Origin of the sequence: Bradyrhizobium australafricanum (assembly GCF_020329495.1) — a bacterium.
Classification (GTDB): Bacteria; Pseudomonadota; Alphaproteobacteria; order Rhizobiales; family Xanthobacteraceae; genus Bradyrhizobium; species Bradyrhizobium australafricanum.
Genome location: NZ_JAGKJL010000060.1, coordinates 36,428 through 51,376 on the forward strand (window position 1 = coordinate 36,428; position 14,949 = coordinate 51,376).

General features: G+C 60.5%; 16 protein-coding genes. 5 read left to right on the forward strand and 11 right to left on the reverse strand.

Annotation, left to right across the window (positions count from 1 at the left end):
• The 4 genes from J6525_RS36455 to J6525_RS36470 all read right to left on the reverse strand — a co-directional run bounded on the left by J6525_RS36455 (nucleotide 1) and on the right by J6525_RS36470 (nucleotide 4,911).
• Complete coding sequence (locus J6525_RS36455) at nucleotides 1–1,608, reverse strand: carboxyl transferase domain-containing protein (protein ID WP_225648254.1); 1,608 nt, start codon at nucleotides 1,606–1,608, stop codon at nucleotides 1–3.
• Nucleotides 1,609–1,775: 167 nt separating this feature from the next.
• Nucleotides 1,776–2,192 (reverse strand): Zn-ribbon domain-containing OB-fold protein, encoded by a 417-nt coding sequence (locus J6525_RS36460; protein ID WP_225648255.1) that lies wholly within the window; start codon nucleotides 2,190–2,192, stop codon nucleotides 1,776–1,778.
• Nucleotides 2,192–3,373 (reverse strand): thiolase C-terminal domain-containing protein, encoded by a 1,182-nt coding sequence (locus tag J6525_RS36465; RefSeq protein ID WP_225648256.1) that lies wholly within the window; start codon nucleotides 3,371–3,373, stop codon nucleotides 2,192–2,194. The genes J6525_RS36460 and J6525_RS36465 overlap by 1 nt, the downstream gene beginning before the upstream one ends.
• Nucleotides 3,370–4,911, reverse strand: a complete 1,542-nt coding sequence (locus J6525_RS36470) for a class I adenylate-forming enzyme family protein (protein WP_225648257.1) — start codon at nucleotides 4,909–4,911, stop codon at nucleotides 3,370–3,372. Before J6525_RS36470 ends, J6525_RS36465 begins: the two co-directional genes overlap by 4 nt.
• Nucleotides 4,912–5,043: 132 nt before the next feature.
• Here J6525_RS36470 and J6525_RS36475 point away from each other — a divergent pair, with 132 nt between their 5' ends.
• The gene (locus tag J6525_RS36475) at nucleotides 5,044–5,853 is read left to right on the forward strand and encodes an enoyl-CoA hydratase/isomerase family protein (RefSeq protein ID WP_057017228.1); all 810 of its coding nucleotides are present in this window, start codon (nucleotides 5,044–5,046) and stop codon (nucleotides 5,851–5,853) included.
• Nucleotides 5,854–5,955: 102 nt separating this feature from the next.
• On the opposite strand, the gene J6525_RS36480 is transcribed toward J6525_RS36475, so the two are convergent.
• The gene (locus J6525_RS36480; protein ID WP_225648258.1) at nucleotides 5,956–7,902 is read right to left on the reverse strand and encodes an AMP-binding protein; all 1,947 of its coding nucleotides are present in this window, start codon (nucleotides 7,900–7,902) and stop codon (nucleotides 5,956–5,958) included.
• A 69-nt stretch (nucleotides 7,903–7,971) separates the two neighbouring features.
• On the opposite strand from J6525_RS36480, the gene J6525_RS36485 reads away from it, so the two are divergent.
• Entirely contained in the window at nucleotides 7,972–8,784 is an 813-nt protein-coding gene (locus J6525_RS36485) for an enoyl-CoA hydratase/isomerase family protein (RefSeq protein ID WP_225648259.1), read from the forward strand.
• A 7-nt stretch (nucleotides 8,785–8,791) separates the two neighbouring features.
• Here J6525_RS36485 and J6525_RS36490 read toward each other — a convergent pair whose 3' ends face one another.
• The 4 genes from J6525_RS36490 to J6525_RS47070 form a co-directional block, all read right to left on the reverse strand.
• Nucleotides 8,792–9,556, reverse strand: a complete 765-nt coding sequence (locus J6525_RS36490; RefSeq protein WP_225648260.1) for a TetR/AcrR family transcriptional regulator — start codon at nucleotides 9,554–9,556, stop codon at nucleotides 8,792–8,794.
• 471 nt (nucleotides 9,557–10,027) lie between these two features.
• Complete coding sequence (locus J6525_RS47065) at nucleotides 10,028–10,396, reverse strand: recombinase family protein (protein ID WP_312010025.1); 369 nt, start codon at nucleotides 10,394–10,396, stop codon at nucleotides 10,028–10,030.
• Between the two features lie 1,059 nt (nucleotides 10,397–11,455).
• Nucleotides 11,456–11,617 carry a DUF2934 domain-containing protein gene (locus J6525_RS36500; RefSeq protein WP_225648262.1) on the reverse strand — a complete coding sequence of 54 codons (162 nt, stop codon included), beginning with the start codon at nucleotides 11,615–11,617 and terminating at the stop codon, nucleotides 11,456–11,458.
• 134 nt (nucleotides 11,618–11,751) lie between these two features.
• Nucleotides 11,752–11,874, reverse strand: a complete 123-nt coding sequence (locus J6525_RS47070; protein WP_283848663.1) for a hypothetical protein — start codon at nucleotides 11,872–11,874, stop codon at nucleotides 11,752–11,754.
• A 155-nt stretch (nucleotides 11,875–12,029) separates the two neighbouring features.
• Here J6525_RS47070 and J6525_RS36505 point away from each other — a divergent pair, with 155 nt between their 5' ends.
• Nucleotides 12,030–12,404, forward strand: a complete 375-nt coding sequence (locus tag J6525_RS36505; protein WP_225648263.1) for a hypothetical protein — start codon at nucleotides 12,030–12,032, stop codon at nucleotides 12,402–12,404.
• A 769-nt stretch (nucleotides 12,405–13,173) separates the two neighbouring features.
• Here the strand turns inward: J6525_RS36505 and J6525_RS36510 are convergent.
• Nucleotides 13,174–13,383 carry a hypothetical protein gene (locus tag J6525_RS36510; protein ID WP_225648264.1) on the reverse strand — a complete coding sequence of 70 codons (210 nt, stop codon included), beginning with the start codon at nucleotides 13,381–13,383 and terminating at the stop codon, nucleotides 13,174–13,176.
• Nucleotides 13,384–13,580: 197 nt separating this feature from the next.
• On the opposite strand from J6525_RS36510, the gene J6525_RS36515 reads away from it, so the two are divergent.
• Complete coding sequence (locus tag J6525_RS36515) at nucleotides 13,581–13,754, forward strand: hypothetical protein (protein ID WP_225648265.1); 174 nt, start codon at nucleotides 13,581–13,583, stop codon at nucleotides 13,752–13,754.
• Nucleotides 13,755–13,883: 129 nt separating this feature from the next.
• Nucleotides 13,884–14,636: a TetR family transcriptional regulator C-terminal domain-containing protein gene (locus J6525_RS36520; RefSeq protein ID WP_225648266.1), complete on the forward strand. Its 753-nt coding sequence runs from the start codon at nucleotides 13,884–13,886 to the stop codon at nucleotides 14,634–14,636.
• A 125-nt stretch (nucleotides 14,637–14,761) separates the two neighbouring features.
• Here J6525_RS36520 and J6525_RS36525 read toward each other — a convergent pair.
• The coding region (locus tag J6525_RS36525) for an ATP-binding protein (RefSeq protein ID WP_225648267.1) at nucleotides 14,762–14,949 on the reverse strand (188 nt) is incomplete at its 5' end.

The window sequence follows — 14,949 nt, forward strand, 5'->3', positions numbered from 1 at the left end:
CTACATCCGGAACACGCCGAAATCGGTGTGCTGACGCGGGACGCGCCCGGCGAGGTCAAGCAACAGCGCCATCACGCTGCGAGTTTCGAGCGGATCGATCACCATGTCGCACCAGGTGTTGCGGGCGAAATTGTAGGCATTGGCGAAATCCTCGAACGTTCGCCGGGTCGGCGCCATGTAGGCCTCGCGCTCGGCGTCCGTCCAACTCGTGCCCTCGCGTTTGTGCACCTCGTCGCGAACCATCGCGAGCGTGGTCGCGGCCTGGTCGGGACCCATGATGGCGGAACGGGCATTTGGCCACATCATCATGGCATTTGGCCGGAACGCCCGGCCGCACATCGCGAGGTATCCCGCGCCGTAGGCATTACCCATGATGAGCGTGTATTTCGGGACATTGGCGCTTGCCATTGCCGTGATCATTTTTGCGCCGTTCTTGGTGATGCCGCCTTCCTCGGCTTCACGGCCAACCATGAAGCCCGTGACATCCGCCATGAACAGCAGCGGGATGTCGCGCTTGCAGCACAGCTCGATAAAGTGCGTCGCTTTCAGCGCGCTTTCGGAGAACAGCACGCCGTTGTTGCAGAGAATGCCGATCTCGAGGCCCATGATTCGCGCAAAGCCGGTCACCAGCGTATCGCCATAGAGCGGCTTGAACTCATGGAATTCACTGCCGTCGACGAGACGCGCAAGGACATCGCGATTATTGGTGGGAATGCGCGGATCCGAACTGATCAGGCCGTAGATCTCGTTGGGGTCGAAGTGTGGCTCGCGCACCGGGGCGACGGTCCGGGTTTGCCGGGGGATCTCGCCGAGACTGGCGACGATCTCGCGCGTGATGGCAATTGCATGGGCGTCGTTCTCGGCGAGATGGTCAGTGACACCGCTCACTCGGCTATGCATCTCGCCGCCGCCGAGTGCCTCGATGCCGACCTCTTCGCGGGTCGCCGCATAGACCAGCTGCGGTCCGCCTAGGAACATGGCGCCCTGGTTTCTGATGATGACGGTCTCATCGCTCAACGCGGGAATGTAGGCGCCGCCTGCGGTAGAGGGACCGTGCACCACCGCAATTTGCGGGATGCCTTCAGCCGACATCCTGACCTGGTTGTAGAAGATCGAGCCAAACTGGCCATCGTCAGGGAAGATATTGGGCTGGTCGGGCAGGTTGGCGCCGCCGGATTGGACCAGGGTCACGCAGGGCAGGCGGTGCTGCCAGGCGAAGCGCTGCGCACGAACATGCTTCTTGCAGGTGATACCATAATAGGTGCCGCCCTTTACGGTGGGCTCGTTGGCGATGATCATGCAGGGACGATCGGAGATCATTCCAACGCCGGTAATGATGCTGCCGCCGGGCGGCACGCCTTCGTACAGGCCGTCGCCAGCCAGCTGACAGAATTCGAGGAACGGTGATCCGGGATCGATCAGCGCCGCGATCCGCTCGCGCGGCAGCAGCTGATCGCGTTCCTTGTGAAGCTTGCGTGCCCGTTCCGGACCGCCCAGTGCTGCCGTGGCCCGGCGCCGCCTGAGATCCGCAACGCGTTCGGCGTAGGCGCTGCGGTTGCGGGCGTAGTCCTCGGTCGAGGTGACGACATCCGATTTCATGATTGCCATTGCGGGTGGTCCTGGCGGCTGCGCGGCAAGCCCGTCGGTGACCTGCCGCTGGTGTAAATCGACCGGTGGGTCGGCGGTGCGAGCGCCACAAAATCGAGGTGCTGCAAAATTCTAACAACTGTTAGAATCGATCGCGCGCGGATGCAAGCAGAACTCATGCGGATCCCTCAGGCTTTCCGGAAGCGCGGCAGAGTTATGTCGTCAGAGACCTGGTCGAATGCGAGCTCGACCTCCATGTCGAAGGTGACGTCCGCCGGATCGCTCCCCGTCAGGGTGCTGATCATGCGCGGCCCTTCATCGAGTTCGACGAGCAACACGGCATAGGGGACATCCGCCTTGAATGCGGGGCCGGGAGCCCGATAGACCACGCTGAAGGAGTGCACCTTGCCGCGGCCGGTCGCGGGCCTGTGCACGAGCTCATCGCCGCCGCATTCGCGACATGTGGTTTGCTGGTAGTACTGCACGTTGCGGCATCGGCGGCAGTGCTGCAGCAGGAGCTTGCCTTGTCGCAAGCCATGCCAGAATGCGGTCGTATCGGCATCCGGCGCGGGCAGGGGCTTTCGAGTGGAATTCTCGGATGCCATCACAGCGTTCCCTCAGTGCCCAGAATGGTCGTGGCATTGGTGGCGAATCCCGCTCCGAGGCTGTGCACCAGCCCAAGCGCGGCGCCGTCGACCTGCCGCTCACCGCATTGGCCGCGCAGCTGCGCGATGACCTCATGGAAGTGAAACAGGGCGCCAGGCATTCCGGAATGCGCGAATGACAGCAGGCCGCCATGGGTGTTGGAGGGTATTTGGCCGCCGTAGCTCATTTGTCCGTCGGCGACGAACGGGCCGCCTTCACCCTTCGGGCAGAAGCCGAGGTCCTCAAGCATCATCACCACGGTGCCTGTGAAGCAGTCATAGATGCCGGCGACATCGATATCGCGCGGCTGGTAGCCGGCCATCGCATAGGCCCGGCGGCTGGATTCGACGGCACCGGTCGTGGTCAGGGACGGCATCAGGAAGATGTGCTCGTGGGTGTAGCATTCGCCGCAACCGAGGACGACAATCGGCTTCTCGATCCCGAGGGCCTTCGCATGTTCGGCCGACGTGAGGACAAATGCCGCGCCGCCGTCCGAAATCAGCGAACAGTCGAGCTTGTGATAGGGCGTGGTGACCATGGGCGAATTCAGCACGTCCGCTGCGGTGATCGGCGCCGTCTGCTGCGCGCCGGGGGTCCGCACCGCGTGACGCCTGTGCACGACGGCGACCTCCGCCAGCTGCTCGGGCGTGGTGCCGAACTCCCTCATATGCCGGTGCGCGGTCATTGCGAAGGTGTTGGCAACCGGAATGCCGAACGGCATCTCGTATTGCTGATCCCGGCTTTCGGTGAGCGAACGCAGCGCCAGATCCGGCGTCAGCCCCGTCATCAGGCTGTCGGCTGCGACCAGCAGCACCACCTTGGCGAGGCCGCCGTGAACGGCGGCCGCACCAATGCTGAACATCGTCGCCGCCGTGGCGCCGGACACCTGCAACGTGTTTGAGAAGGTCGGACAGATTCCAAAATATTCGCTGAAGGCAACGCTGAAGCGATGGAACGGGGAGGCGAAGGCATGGCTCGACAGCACGCCATCCACCTGGCTCTTGGCGAGGCCGGCGTCGGCGAGTGCGTTTGCCGCGGCCTCTGCCGCAAGCGAGAGCGGACTGCGGCCTGGCACCTTGCCGACCGCCGACAATCCGATGCCGATGACGGCAACCTTTCCTCTCAGGCTGGTGTCGCTCATGTGGAGGCTTTCAGCAGGCGCTCGAGTTCGTGGCGCTGGACCTTGCCACTTGTCGAGCGAGGGAATTCACCCAAGGCAATGAAGCGGAATTCGCGTGGCCGCTTGTAGCTCGCCAGCTCGCGTCGGCACAGTTCGGTGAGCTCAGCTTCCGTCACTGCAGCTCCTTCGCTGCACGCGACAAAAGCGACGGGGGCCTCCCCCCACCTTGGGTCAGCAGCGCGGACGACTGCGACTTCCGCGATCCGATCGTCGCCTAGCAGGACGCGTTCGATTTCGGCGGGATAGATATTCTCGCCGCCCGACTTGATCAGGTATTTGGCGCGGTCGACGAAATCGAGCGATCCGTCGGTGTTGCGCCTGAACACGTCGCCCATGTGAAACCAGCCGCCGCGGAAGTCGCGCGTGTTAGTCTCGTCCGCGCGCCAATAGCCGGAGAATAGTGTCAGGCTGCGGATGGCCAACTCGCCGGGCTCGCCGAGCGCGACCTCGTTGTCGGAGGTGTCCACCAGCTTGATCTGGCAGAACGCATTTTGCCGCTTGGACAGGCTGGCCGGCACATCGCCTGGCGCAATCAGCGCGCGCGTCGCCGGCGGCAGGCCGGTCTCGGTCGAGCCGAAGCTGTTGAGATAGGGGGCGCCGAGCATTTCGGTGACCTCGGCAATGGCGTGCGGGGCGACCAGATCCGCCATGGCTCCGCACACCCGCACTCCCTTCACCTTGATGCGTTGCGCTTTCAGACCATCGATAAGAGCCTCTACCATGCCGGGAATGAGGACCAGCCAGCCGATGTCGTGTTGGGAAACGGCCGTCAGCAGCGGTTCAAGCTGGAAGCCGTCGATCACAACGACAATTCCGCCGCGCAGCAGGGTGGCGAGCGCATGATCGGTCGAGGCCATGTGGAACAGGGGGGCCCATGCGACGAATGTGTCGTGCGGAGCGATACCGAGTTCGGAGGAGAACACCAACGCCCGCATGACCATCGCGCGGTGCGAAATCACGGCACCTTTCGGCAGGCCGGTCGTTCCGCTGGTGTAGAGAATGACGAGCCCATCTTCCGGTTGGGCGACAGACGGGGGTCCCCGCCCGTCCGCTCGCGCGAGTTCGCTTTCGTATTGAGGTCCGATCTCCAGGACTGGATTCGCCTTGGCGGCCGGCGGAAGGCTTGCCGCGAGGTCTCCCTCGACCAGCAGCAGCTTGGGCGACACCAGTTCGATGCAATAGGAGAGCTCGCGCTCCGACAACCGCCAGTTAAGGCAAGCCGTGATGATCCCGAGATTGGCGGCCGCCAACTCGATCTCGAGATATTCGGGACGGTTGCGCGACAGCAGGCCAAGCCGGTCGCCGCGTTGCAGGCCCCGCGCGGCAAGCAGGACGGTCAACCGACGGACCCGGTCGCGCAACTCCCCATAAGTCACGTGCCGGCCGCGGTATTCGATCGCAGGCCTGTTGGCATGAAGCTCCGCGCAGGCCTCGAACAGTGCACCGACGGTTCCGATGCCGGATCCGCCGCCTGTCTGGATACTGAGCCCGGTTTCCATCAACGTTTCCTCGAGCGCTGTCTTTCGACATTCTTGTTTCGAGCCAGTGCTTGCGCCGGCCGACTACAAATTCTAACATCTGTTAGAAATAATTGGTAGCGCTTCTTAGGCGCCAAAAGCGGGAAGATCAATATGTCCAATCGGTACGCGGCCTACACGAGGTTGAAGCTCGACTATCCGGCTGAAAGGATCCTTCGGATCACTTTCGACCGACCGGAGACCTATAACTCCGTCGACGCCGAGACCCATACACAGCTCACTCACATCTGGAGAGACATCGACAGCGATCCCGACATCAGCGCGGTGATTGTCACGGGGGCGGGCAAGGCATTCTCGGCCGGCGGCGATTTCGAGTTGATCAAGTCACTGCTCGACAATCCGGCCGCGCGGATGGCGACCTGGAAAGAGGCCAAGGATCTCGTCTACAACGTCATCAACTGCAACAAGCCAATCATCTCGGCGATCAACGGCGTCGCCGTGGGCGCCGGCCTCGTCGTCGGGATCCTTGCCGACGTGTCGATCTGTGGCAAATCGGCGCGGATCGTGGACGGCCACACCCGGCTCGGTGTCGCCGCTGGCGACGTCGCCTGTATCATCTGGCCGCTGCTCTGCGGACTGGCGAAGGCAAAGTACTATCTGCTCACGTGCAAGCCGCTGTCGGGTGAGGAAGCCGAGCGGATCGGCCTGGTTTCGCTGTGCGTCGAAGATGCGGAGCTGCAAGGCATCGCATTGGAAACGGCGCAGGATCTCGCCACCGGTGCACAGAGTGCGATCCGCTGGACCAAATATGCGTTGAACAACTGGCTTCGCGTCAACGGACCGCTGTTCGACACGTCAACCGCCCTCGAAATCCTCGGCTTTGCCGGCAATGAAGCCCGCGAAGGCCTGGCCTCGCACCTTGAGAAGCGCAAGCCAGCTTTCCCCAAGGACTGCCCGATCTAGGATCGTCTGATCCCCGTCAAGGCAACCGACCTGAGTGGTTGCCTTGATGTCTGGCTTCACGCCATGCGACGTCGCCTGGACCGGGCCAATCCGGGCCGACAGCTATCCCTTGAGCTTCTGACGGATATGGTCGATCGCCTCGGGGTTGGCGAGCGCCGACAGATCGCCGGGGTCCTTGTCTTCGAAGACTGCGCGAAGCACGCGGCGCATGATCTTCATGTTGCGCGTCTTCGGCAGGTCATCGACCAACAATACCCTTTCCGGGCGGTACGAGGTGCCCATTCCGTGCACCAGGGCCTGGGCAAGCTCTTCCGACAGCGCGCGGAGGTCTTTCGCACCAGGGCTCGGCACGCAAGCACAAACGATAGCGGAACCTTTGACTGGATGCGGGACGCTGAAGACGGCAGCTTCCGCGACCTTGCCGGTTGCGGTCAGCACGCCCTCGAGCTCTGCCGGACCGACGCGCTTGCCCGAAATCTTGAGGGTGTCGTCCGAGCGGCCAAGAATGTAGTAGAGACCGTCCTTGCCGCGCATGGCAAAGTCGCCATGCACCCAGATTCCCGGAATCGTATTCCAGTAGCTCTCGAGATAGCGCTGGTCGCCCTTCCAAAGGCTCTTGGTGAGCCCGATCGATGCATGACGCAGCACCAATTCGCCGACCTCGCCGTCGGGGACAGGGTTACCCGCCATGTCGACGATATCCGCGCCGACTCCGAGGGCCGGCCGGGAGAACGAACATGGGTTCATTGGATGGTTCGGGGTGCCGGTAAAGATGCAGCCGCCGACTTCCGTTCCGCCGGAGATATTGATGATTGGGATCTTTGACTTGCAGACGTGTTCGAAGAACCATCGCCACGGTGCCTCCGTCCAGGCCTCGCCGCCTGAAGCAGTCATTCGCAGACTCGAGAGATCGTACCGTTCGACCTCCTCGCCATGGCGCATCATGCCGCGCACGATGGTCGGTGAAACACCGAGATAGGTGACCTTGTGATCGGCGATCAGGCGCCAGAAGCGTCCTGTATCGGGATAATCGGGCGTCCCCTCGGCCACGAGGAGTCTGCCGCCAGCGAAGCTTGGAATGCAGGCGCACATCGCGCCTACCATCCATCCCATGTCGCTGAAGAAGAAAAACAGGTCCTTTGGCTTGAAGTCGCCGCAGATGATCATATCCCGCGTCACCATTGAGCCGATGAAGCTTATATGCGTCCACACGCATCCCTTTGGTTCACCGGTCGTACCTGACGTGTAGAGAAGGATAGCGGGATCTTCCGCGTCCATCTCGACGGTCGGAAGGTTTGCCTCCTCCTTGGCGATCTCATCCCACCAGTGGTCGCGTCCCGCCTGGATGGGGGTGTCGATGCCGAGCCCGCCGCGGTTTGCCACGATCACATGCTGGACGGTTGGTGCGGTCTCCAGGGCCTCGTCGAGAACCGATTTCAGCGGAGCCGGCGCGCCTCGGCGCCAGGTACCGTTCGCGGTGATGACGGCCTTCGCTTCACCGTGGTTGAGCCGCGCCCTGATCGGGTCGGGACCGAAGCCGGAGAACAGGGGCATCACGATCGCCCCGATCTTCAGGATTGCAAAGAAAGCCATAAAGGTTTCGGGCAGGTTGGACATGTAGATCGCGACGACATCGCCCTTGCCGATTCCGAGCTTGCGCAGACCCGATGCTAGCCGTTCGACAGCGGATGCGAACTCGGCGTAGCTTAGTCGCCGCTGCTCGCGTCTGTCTTCGCCTTCCCAGGCCAGGAATGTCTTGTCCCAGACTTCAGTCCCGCGGTGCTTGTCGATGCAATTGAGGACGATGTTCGTGGTCCCGCCAACGCACCAGCGCGCCCACGGTTCGCCCCGTGCAAGATCAAGGATCTTCTCGGGCTTGCGATAGAAGCGAACGTCACAGAACCCGAACACTTCCTGCGCGAGCCAGGCTGGATCGATGTCGGCCTTGGCCGCCAGCGTGTCGTAGTTCGGCTGCCCCGTGGCGCGAAGAAACGCGCTCAGGTTGCTCTTTTCCACCAGTTCCGCGGGGGGCGTCCAGAGATACGCCATCTTGCTTCCTCCTGCCTCAAGAGCTGCGCCATGTTCTTGCATCTGGCGTGCGGCGATGTATTCTAACAAATGTTAGAATTCAAGGAAGAAGATATCGTGGGTGAAAAAGAGCAAGTCAGCTATTCGGTCGAAGAGGGCATCGCGACCGTTACCATCGACCGTCCCGAACGCAGGAACGCGCTCTCGGTTGAGGCGATGAACGGCCTGACTGACGCCTGGGACGGGGTCGAAGCCGACGCCTCCGTCCGCGCGATCATCCTCACCTCAGCGGATTGCGGGGTATTCTGCGCTGGGCTGGATCTGAAGCAGGCCGCGGAAATCCGGGCGAGGGACGGCGTGGACATCCTGACGCTGATGCGGGATCCCATGCAGCACGCGATGCAGAAGGTCTCCAAGCCCATCATTGCTGCCATGACGGGATCTTTGATGGCCGGCGGGATGATGCTTGCGCTGAAGTGTGACTTGAGGATCGGGTTACGCGGCACCCGTGCGGGAATAACCGAGGTCAAGATGGGGCGCGGGTCCCCGTGGGCGGTGCCGATGCTTTGGATGGTGCCGCAACCCCTGCTGATGGAGATGGTTCTGACGGGCGAGACGATCGCGATCGAACGGCTCGCGGAGCATGGTTTCGTGAACTCGCTTGAGGATACACCAAAGGCCGTGCGCGAACGTGCGCTTGAGCTGGCGCGGAAAATCGTCGAGGGCGCGCCATTGTCGGTCAAGGCGGCCAAAGCGAGTGTGCTTGCCGCGATGGACCTGGGGCTTGCGCAGGGCCTCGTCGCGGCCGAGCGCCTGCATCAGGAAGCCTATGCCAGTCTCGATGCGATCGAAGGGCCGAAAGCGTTCGCAGAGAAGCGCAAGCCGGTCTGGCAGGGCAGATAAATTGGGATCAGGGCTTATTGACGCCTTCGAAGATCAGCGTCTCCGTGCGACGGGCCAATTCAAGCACGGCATCCCTGTTTTCCAGCCTGAACCATTCGATTGTCCAGTTGAGAGCCCCGATCACGAACATACGCAATGGTACCACCTCCATGTCGGCGCGGATCTCGCCAGCGCGCCGGGCATCGATGAAGAGCTGGTCCCAATATTCTGCGTATGCGCGCCGCAGCGGCCGGTGCGGCTTCTTCAGTTGCTCCGGCAATTGCCCGTAGATTCGAATGTTGGCTGAAGTGAAGTCGCTCGTCTCGAGGAGCGCGACGAGGTGGGCCTCGATCGCAAGACCGATCTTGCGCCGGTGCGATACCTTTCCGGCACGCTCGACCGAGTTCTTCACGGTCTCGAACACGTGGCGGAGGCCGCGGTCCAGCACCTCGTCGAGGATCTGCTCCTTGGAGTCGAAATGGTAGTAAATGCTACCGGCCTTGATCTTGGCCCTGGCTGCGATCTGGCGCAGGGTGGTGGCTGAAAATCCCTGTCGGCGAAACAGCTGGGCCGCGGAATGCAGGATGAGGTCTCGCGACCGCTCGGACTTAGGGGTTGCGATCGCAGAGGTTTTTTCAGGCTCGGCCTTGCGCCCTCGGCTGGTGGATGGGACTTTAGGCCGGCGCGCCGCCGGCCTCGGGCCAGACCGGTCACCGGAACGCAGGGATGACCGCACCGCCTTCATGCTTACCGCAAGCTCCATCTCGAAATATTGGCCTGCCGGCTCGTGCAACCAATGATCGCTGTCGAAGCAGATTCCGCTGCGTATGGCAACATCTGACAGAAGGCGCTAGCGATTGATCATTATCCATCGTCAGCCCTTTGCTCGGGCAGTGAGCGGGCCCCAGTGCTTTGCCTATGGTGCCGCTCGCTGGCGCCGTCCTGTTGAAACTTGCTCAACTTGGTCGGCGATGGTTAGAACGAGAACTTAGGTTTTTCAATTGGTTAGGAGGTTGCGTGCGCACCGGGAGGTCAAGAAGAATCCGACGACAGTCAACGCGACAGCGCCCGCGCGCAATCATCGCGCCAGATAATTCCAAGAGTAATCGCCGCACCGTCACTCCGGCGGCTGCCAAGCGCACTTCGCTTGCTTACCGCTTCGCTGCTCTCGCAGTGCCCTTCGGGAAGCTGCGGGAAGACAATGACTCTTTGGACCCACGACGTGTTAATTGTCGCGACGGGGAGGCTTGTTTCGAACACCTGGTTAATGCTTGGTCAATCGGCCTCGAGAGGGGGACTGCTCTAGCGTCACGTCGTACACAAGAACAAGATTGAAGTCGGCTCTCCGTGTCAGGATGTCGTCTATTAACGCCAACAATGCTGGTCGGTTGCTAATGCGGAGGCCACTGCGGCCTCGATCAAGATAAGTTCTGACGATCTTGATGTGACGAGCTGCCGCAAACGTCGCAATCATAGCGGCTTGGTTTTCTAGCGAATACCGCTGATGCTCAGTTGACATGCGGACATACTGAGCGGCGGTTTGCAAGCCTTGAGCGACTGAGGCGTCTTGAGAGGATGGAGCCAATGACATCGACTGCCTCCAAAGGTCGGTGCGCGGCGGCGCTATTGCCATTGAGGATATGATCTCCGTTTTCGTTGCGAATTGGAATTGCTGACTGACGATCGTGTCGACGGAGATATTTGGAAGCTAACTTGGAGGTGGGAGCAATACTTCAATTAAGAACCAGGTTCGTGGGTTCTCTCCAATGTCAAACAGAGCCGCTCGTTGGCGTCGCTTTGATGCGCGACCGCAGCCCTACTTGGCTTGGCCGGCTACGTTGTGAATCTGGAGAAGCAGCTCGTATTGGCGAGCTTTCTCCAACAGGGCATCTCGGACAGGACCTGGCGGAAGAAGCTCCGCTTGCTTGCGAGCTTGCGAGCTTCTCTTGCGCACTCCGCGCTAACTTCCTGCTCTCTGGTCATAGCTCGGTCTCCGCTCTTTTTCGGACAGCTGCCGCCAGACTTGCCGACGCCTTCGATATGCTTGCGGATCTCCTCTCCCGAATGCCAAACCCATGTCCGGCATTCCGGCTCGACTGGCGAATGCAACTTGTCCTTTCTTATTAACGGAAACCCAGGCGTCGCGTTCCTATAGCAACTGGCGAGTTGATTTGAGCGTTCAGGGGACAGGAGGTACATTCATGGCACAAGCAGCATAAAACGACCGGGCTCGCCTATTGGCAGAAAGGGCCCACGCAAATCGAACCCAAAATACAAGCTGCGCTCGCGTCAGCCGTGGACTGAGAAGGAAGTGAAGCGACTTCGATCACTGACGAAAGCGAACACGCCCACTGGGGTCATCAGCCTGAAGATGGAGCGCCCGCCCGGCTCGATCGCCAGCAAGGCGCGGCGCGAGGGCATCTCACTGAAGCCCATCAACCGGTCTCTCTACAATCGGCGGAAGAAGAAGACGAACAAGCGAGGCCGACGCTAGCCCTTACTGGGCGCGGTCTCATTGAGTAGCTCGCTCACATCCGCTGCTCGATCCCTGCATCGATATCCGCCGAGCTGTGCATTCGCCCCGCATGCCGGCGCCCGCACATGCAGCCGGTGGGTTCGTCGGTCCTGGCAAGGCGCGGATGGCTCTCGCAAACCCAGCCGAGACCGTGACAAATGGGACAATGCGGGTTGGTCACAAGGTGTCGGGGGTACGCAGTGGAGAGCCTTTATCCTCGTTGATCAACTCTTGCTCGGCTAAGTGCCAGAACTCTTCGTCTCGTCCTTCGGGCTTGCCGGCCTTTTCCCAGAGTTGGTAGGCACGCGCAGCTACAGCTTCATCAATCCGCTTGCTCATCGGACTTCTCCCAACCTTCAACGAGCGGGAGCTTCTTGCGTTCCTACTTCCTGGACAGGCCCTTGAACGAACTGGCTGGTAGTGGCCCTTCTGACGTGATGTCGCGATATTCGATGTCGGCGACGAACGATAGCTCAACCAATGTAGCCTTCGGTTTCCTGACTGGCTTCGTAAGCTTTGACGTCGTGCCATCGACTGTGTCCAGCTGCTTTCGGATTTGGCTGGATCCGCGACCAGCCGGTGACGACCTTGCCCATGTAAACCAGCTCCTTGCCATGGAGAGGACTTACAGTAGGGAGCCTTCTTTGCCGTCCGAGTTCCTACCTATCGTTCCGCTGCATCTCGCCGCATGGCCACCCGCCAACGGCGCGCATAAAGCGAACCTTCCATCTAGACATTGCTGAGAAAACTCTTGGCATTCGCGCTCGTTGGCATGTTCGCAATCTGCTATGCGGCAATAGCGCTCGAGCATCCGCTCAAGGTCAATAAGTCCTCCTCGGCCTTACTGGGGGCCGGGCTCCTGTGGACGGTCTACGCGCTGTCGACCGGCGACCATGATCGCCTAGGCGAGGAGTTGACCGAAACTATTGGGATGACGGCCAAGATCGTCTTCTTCCTGACGGGAGCCATGACCATCGCTGAGGTGATCGACGCAAAGCCCGGCCGTCAACTAAGACGGCCGGGCGAAATCAAATATGAACTCGATGAACGCTGCGAATATGCTGCGGTGCGGGCAAACTTCCATCCCGGAGGAATACGGCTGGAAGGCGGTGCTAGACGCACTTGAGTTGAGGCTGTTTAGCCGCCGGAACGAGGCACGAAAGCATCCATAGACGCTGCTATTCGGGTTGCCAATTCAGTAGCGGTCGGCGTGGACTGCTTTTCGAGCGGTAAGGCGACGGAATGCGCCGCCGCCAATCCGGCACCAGCGATACAAACAGCTATCGCAATTGCAGCGAGATGATCGATCCTCATGGCGATGGTCCTTGCATCGGCCCCATCAATCAACAGTACACTTTTGGAATTGGTTCCCGAGCGCGAGCGATTTCCTACCCGCGCCGGTGGAGCCCGCCACTCTGCAAGATCAATGCTTTGCTTCGGCTCTGTGCGCCCTAGACTCCTCATTCCATTTGCGATCAAAATTGGGGAACGAGATGCCTCGCCAGGACGTTAATTGGCCAATGAGACCGCCGCTCGCTGGTGAACAAACCGGCGCATGTCGCGGATAGCCAAAGGTCTTAGTAAAGACCCGCTGTCGTGAAAGCCAGCGCTCGCGCAAGATAGCCAAAGGCGGCGGTCTCCCGTTTTATTCAAATACGACAGCCGCCCCCGAGCAGTTGCGGGGCGCGTATTATGGCGTGATGGTTGCGTTTGTTCATTCCGAGCAGAGGTTTGTAATCCGCAGCCGCATCGACATCTACATCGACTACTTTTACAGATCGGCGAGATGCTGTGAGCGTCGCTGAAACCAGGGACGAAACTCTCACCCGCCTCAAATGGAGATCGACCGGGTTCGCGAGTGTAAGAGCGTCGCTCTCAATGAGCCGGGAGCCGCTTCAAGAGCGGGTCGGATTGACAGATCGCCTGTCTTGGGGATGCTTGTCGATGGTCCTCTTCGCGGCAGCAATCGCTTCCTGCGTACTCTGATAGGTCATCGTCCTGACGGTTTGACCGCCCCCGAGAGGCGTGATCTCGACCAGGAAACCGCCACCAGGCTGTTCGATGACCACTAGTCGGTGCGCCGAATATTCGAGTTCGTCTGCCACGTCCGCGGTTCCAACCCTGTTTCCAGACAAAACCGCCGCAGGGTTCTGACGTTCCAATAGAGCAGGCTCGACCCAGCGTCACCGCTCTCCGATCACGGCTCCACGATTATAGGTTATCGACATGTCCCAAATGGGCTAAGTCTCCGTCGCAGTCGCGGCGTGTGGAATGTTGGACGTCAACTCGCATGATAAGTGGCATGACGACCAAGACGCCTCATTTTCAGCCGGAGAAGACAAAAGACGGTCGCTGGTTTGTGGCAGTCAAGACAGGCAATGGGCAGGATTCTCACATCGGAGATTTTGATACGGAAGCCGACGCGGAGCGCTGGATTGCAACCAAAGCGAAGTACTGGCCTGGCAGAGAGAGCTGAAGTGCCGGGCTCCTCTCTCCTGCGAATGCAGGCAATGCTAGCTTAATCAAGGCCAAATATCGGAAAATGGTTTGCATCGTTCCTGAAGCTTAACGGGAAAAACCAGCGTGGTTTTTGCGATCCGGCACCTTGCTTCAGCGCAAAAGCTCTCGCATGGGCGCGGGTGCGAAATTGAATGGACATTCAAAGAAATTCGATGATTTAGTATGCCCGGTGAGCCGGGAAGAGGAGATCGTCTGTTTGCAGAAGACGGAAAAACGGGCGCGGGGACGCCCGGTGGGATCGTCCGATCAGGAAGCAAAGCGACAAGAGTTCGTGATCGCGGTCATGAAGGCGATCGCGGAGCGCGGCTACAAGGACGTGACAGTGGCGACCATTTGCGAGGCGGCCGGCTTTTCGCGCGGTCTGATCGGGCACTATTTTCCAGGGAAGGACGCGTTGTTGCTTCACGCGGTAGGGGAAGTGGCCAAGGATTTTGAATTGGCGACGAGAGCTGCGGCGGAGGCGGCCGGCCAAGATCCGCTGGACCGCTTGCACGCTATCGTCAACGCAAGTTTTCGGGCGCCCGTGTTCACGCCGGAAAGGGTCCTGGTCTGGGTCGCTCTGGCCAGCACGTCGCGTTGGTCTCCTGATCTTGCCGAGATTTATCACAAGCTGAACCGGCCTTATCGCCGTGGCTTGGCCAACCTTATGCAGCGCGCCGCGAATGCGCGGGGTGCCAAAGTCAATCCCGACCGTCTTGCGATCACGCTCACTCAGCTTACCGAAGGTCTGTGGTCCGGCTGGGCTGCCGATCCAAAAACGATATCCGCCGCGGAGGGAGAAGCGGCTTGTCACGACCTTCTCGACGCGTTCTTTCCGCCAAGAAGAGTGGCAAACTAAGGAGCTTGTAGCTAACTGCGTATTTCGCAAAAACGGGACAGCGGTTTCGCTAACTGACGGACAGCAGTTTCGCTAAATCGCGGACAGCGTGGCGGCGCTGGCTTTTGGTTGCCTGGTTGTTGAAGTCAGTTGATATTCGTTTCGCTGTTTTCGACGTCGGTCAAGGGGCGCGCGGCTTTTTTCCTTCGCATGCTGTCGCCTTCGAGGGCGATACGGTGGGAGTTGTGGATGATCCGGTCGAGGATAGCATCTGCGATGGTTGGCTCGCCGATCATGTCGTGCCATTGGGCAACGGGCAGCTGAGCGGTAATCA

Bases quoted from the DNA above. Each gene is read 5' to 3' on its own strand.
- J6525_RS36455 (WP_225648254.1), bottom strand. From the start codon at position 1,608: ATGGCAATCATGAAATCGGATGTCGTCACCTCGACCGAGGACTACGCC.
- J6525_RS36460 (WP_225648255.1), bottom strand. From the start codon at position 2,192: ATGGCATCCGAGAATTCCACTCGAAAGCCCCTGCCCGCGCCGGATGCC.
- J6525_RS36465 (WP_225648256.1), bottom strand. From the start codon at position 3,373: ATGAGCGACACCAGCCTGAGAGGAAAGGTTGCCGTCATCGGCATCGGA.
- J6525_RS36470 (WP_225648257.1), bottom strand. From the start codon at position 4,911: ATGGAAACCGGGCTCAGTATCCAGACAGGCGGCGGATCCGGCATCGGA.
- J6525_RS36475 (WP_057017228.1), top strand. From the start codon at position 5,044: ATGTCCAATCGGTACGCGGCCTACACGAGGTTGAAGCTCGACTATCCG.
- J6525_RS36480 (WP_225648258.1), bottom strand. From the start codon at position 7,902: ATGGCGTATCTCTGGACGCCCCCCGCGGAACTGGTGGAAAAGAGCAAC.
- J6525_RS36485 (WP_225648259.1), top strand. From the start codon at position 7,972: ATGTTAGAATTCAAGGAAGAAGATATCGTGGGTGAAAAAGAGCAAGTC.
- J6525_RS47065 (WP_312010025.1), bottom strand. From the start codon at position 10,396: ATGGCAATAGCGCCGCCGCGCACCGACCTTTGGAGGCAGTCGATGTCA.
- J6525_RS36500 (WP_225648262.1), bottom strand. From the start codon at position 11,617: ATGAGCAAGCGGATTGATGAAGCTGTAGCTGCGCGTGCCTACCAACTC.
- J6525_RS47070 (WP_283848663.1), bottom strand. From the start codon at position 11,874: ATGGGCAAGGTCGTCACCGGCTGGTCGCGGATCCAGCCAAATCCGAAA.
- J6525_RS36515 (WP_225648265.1), top strand. From the start codon at position 13,581: ATGACGACCAAGACGCCTCATTTTCAGCCGGAGAAGACAAAAGACGGT.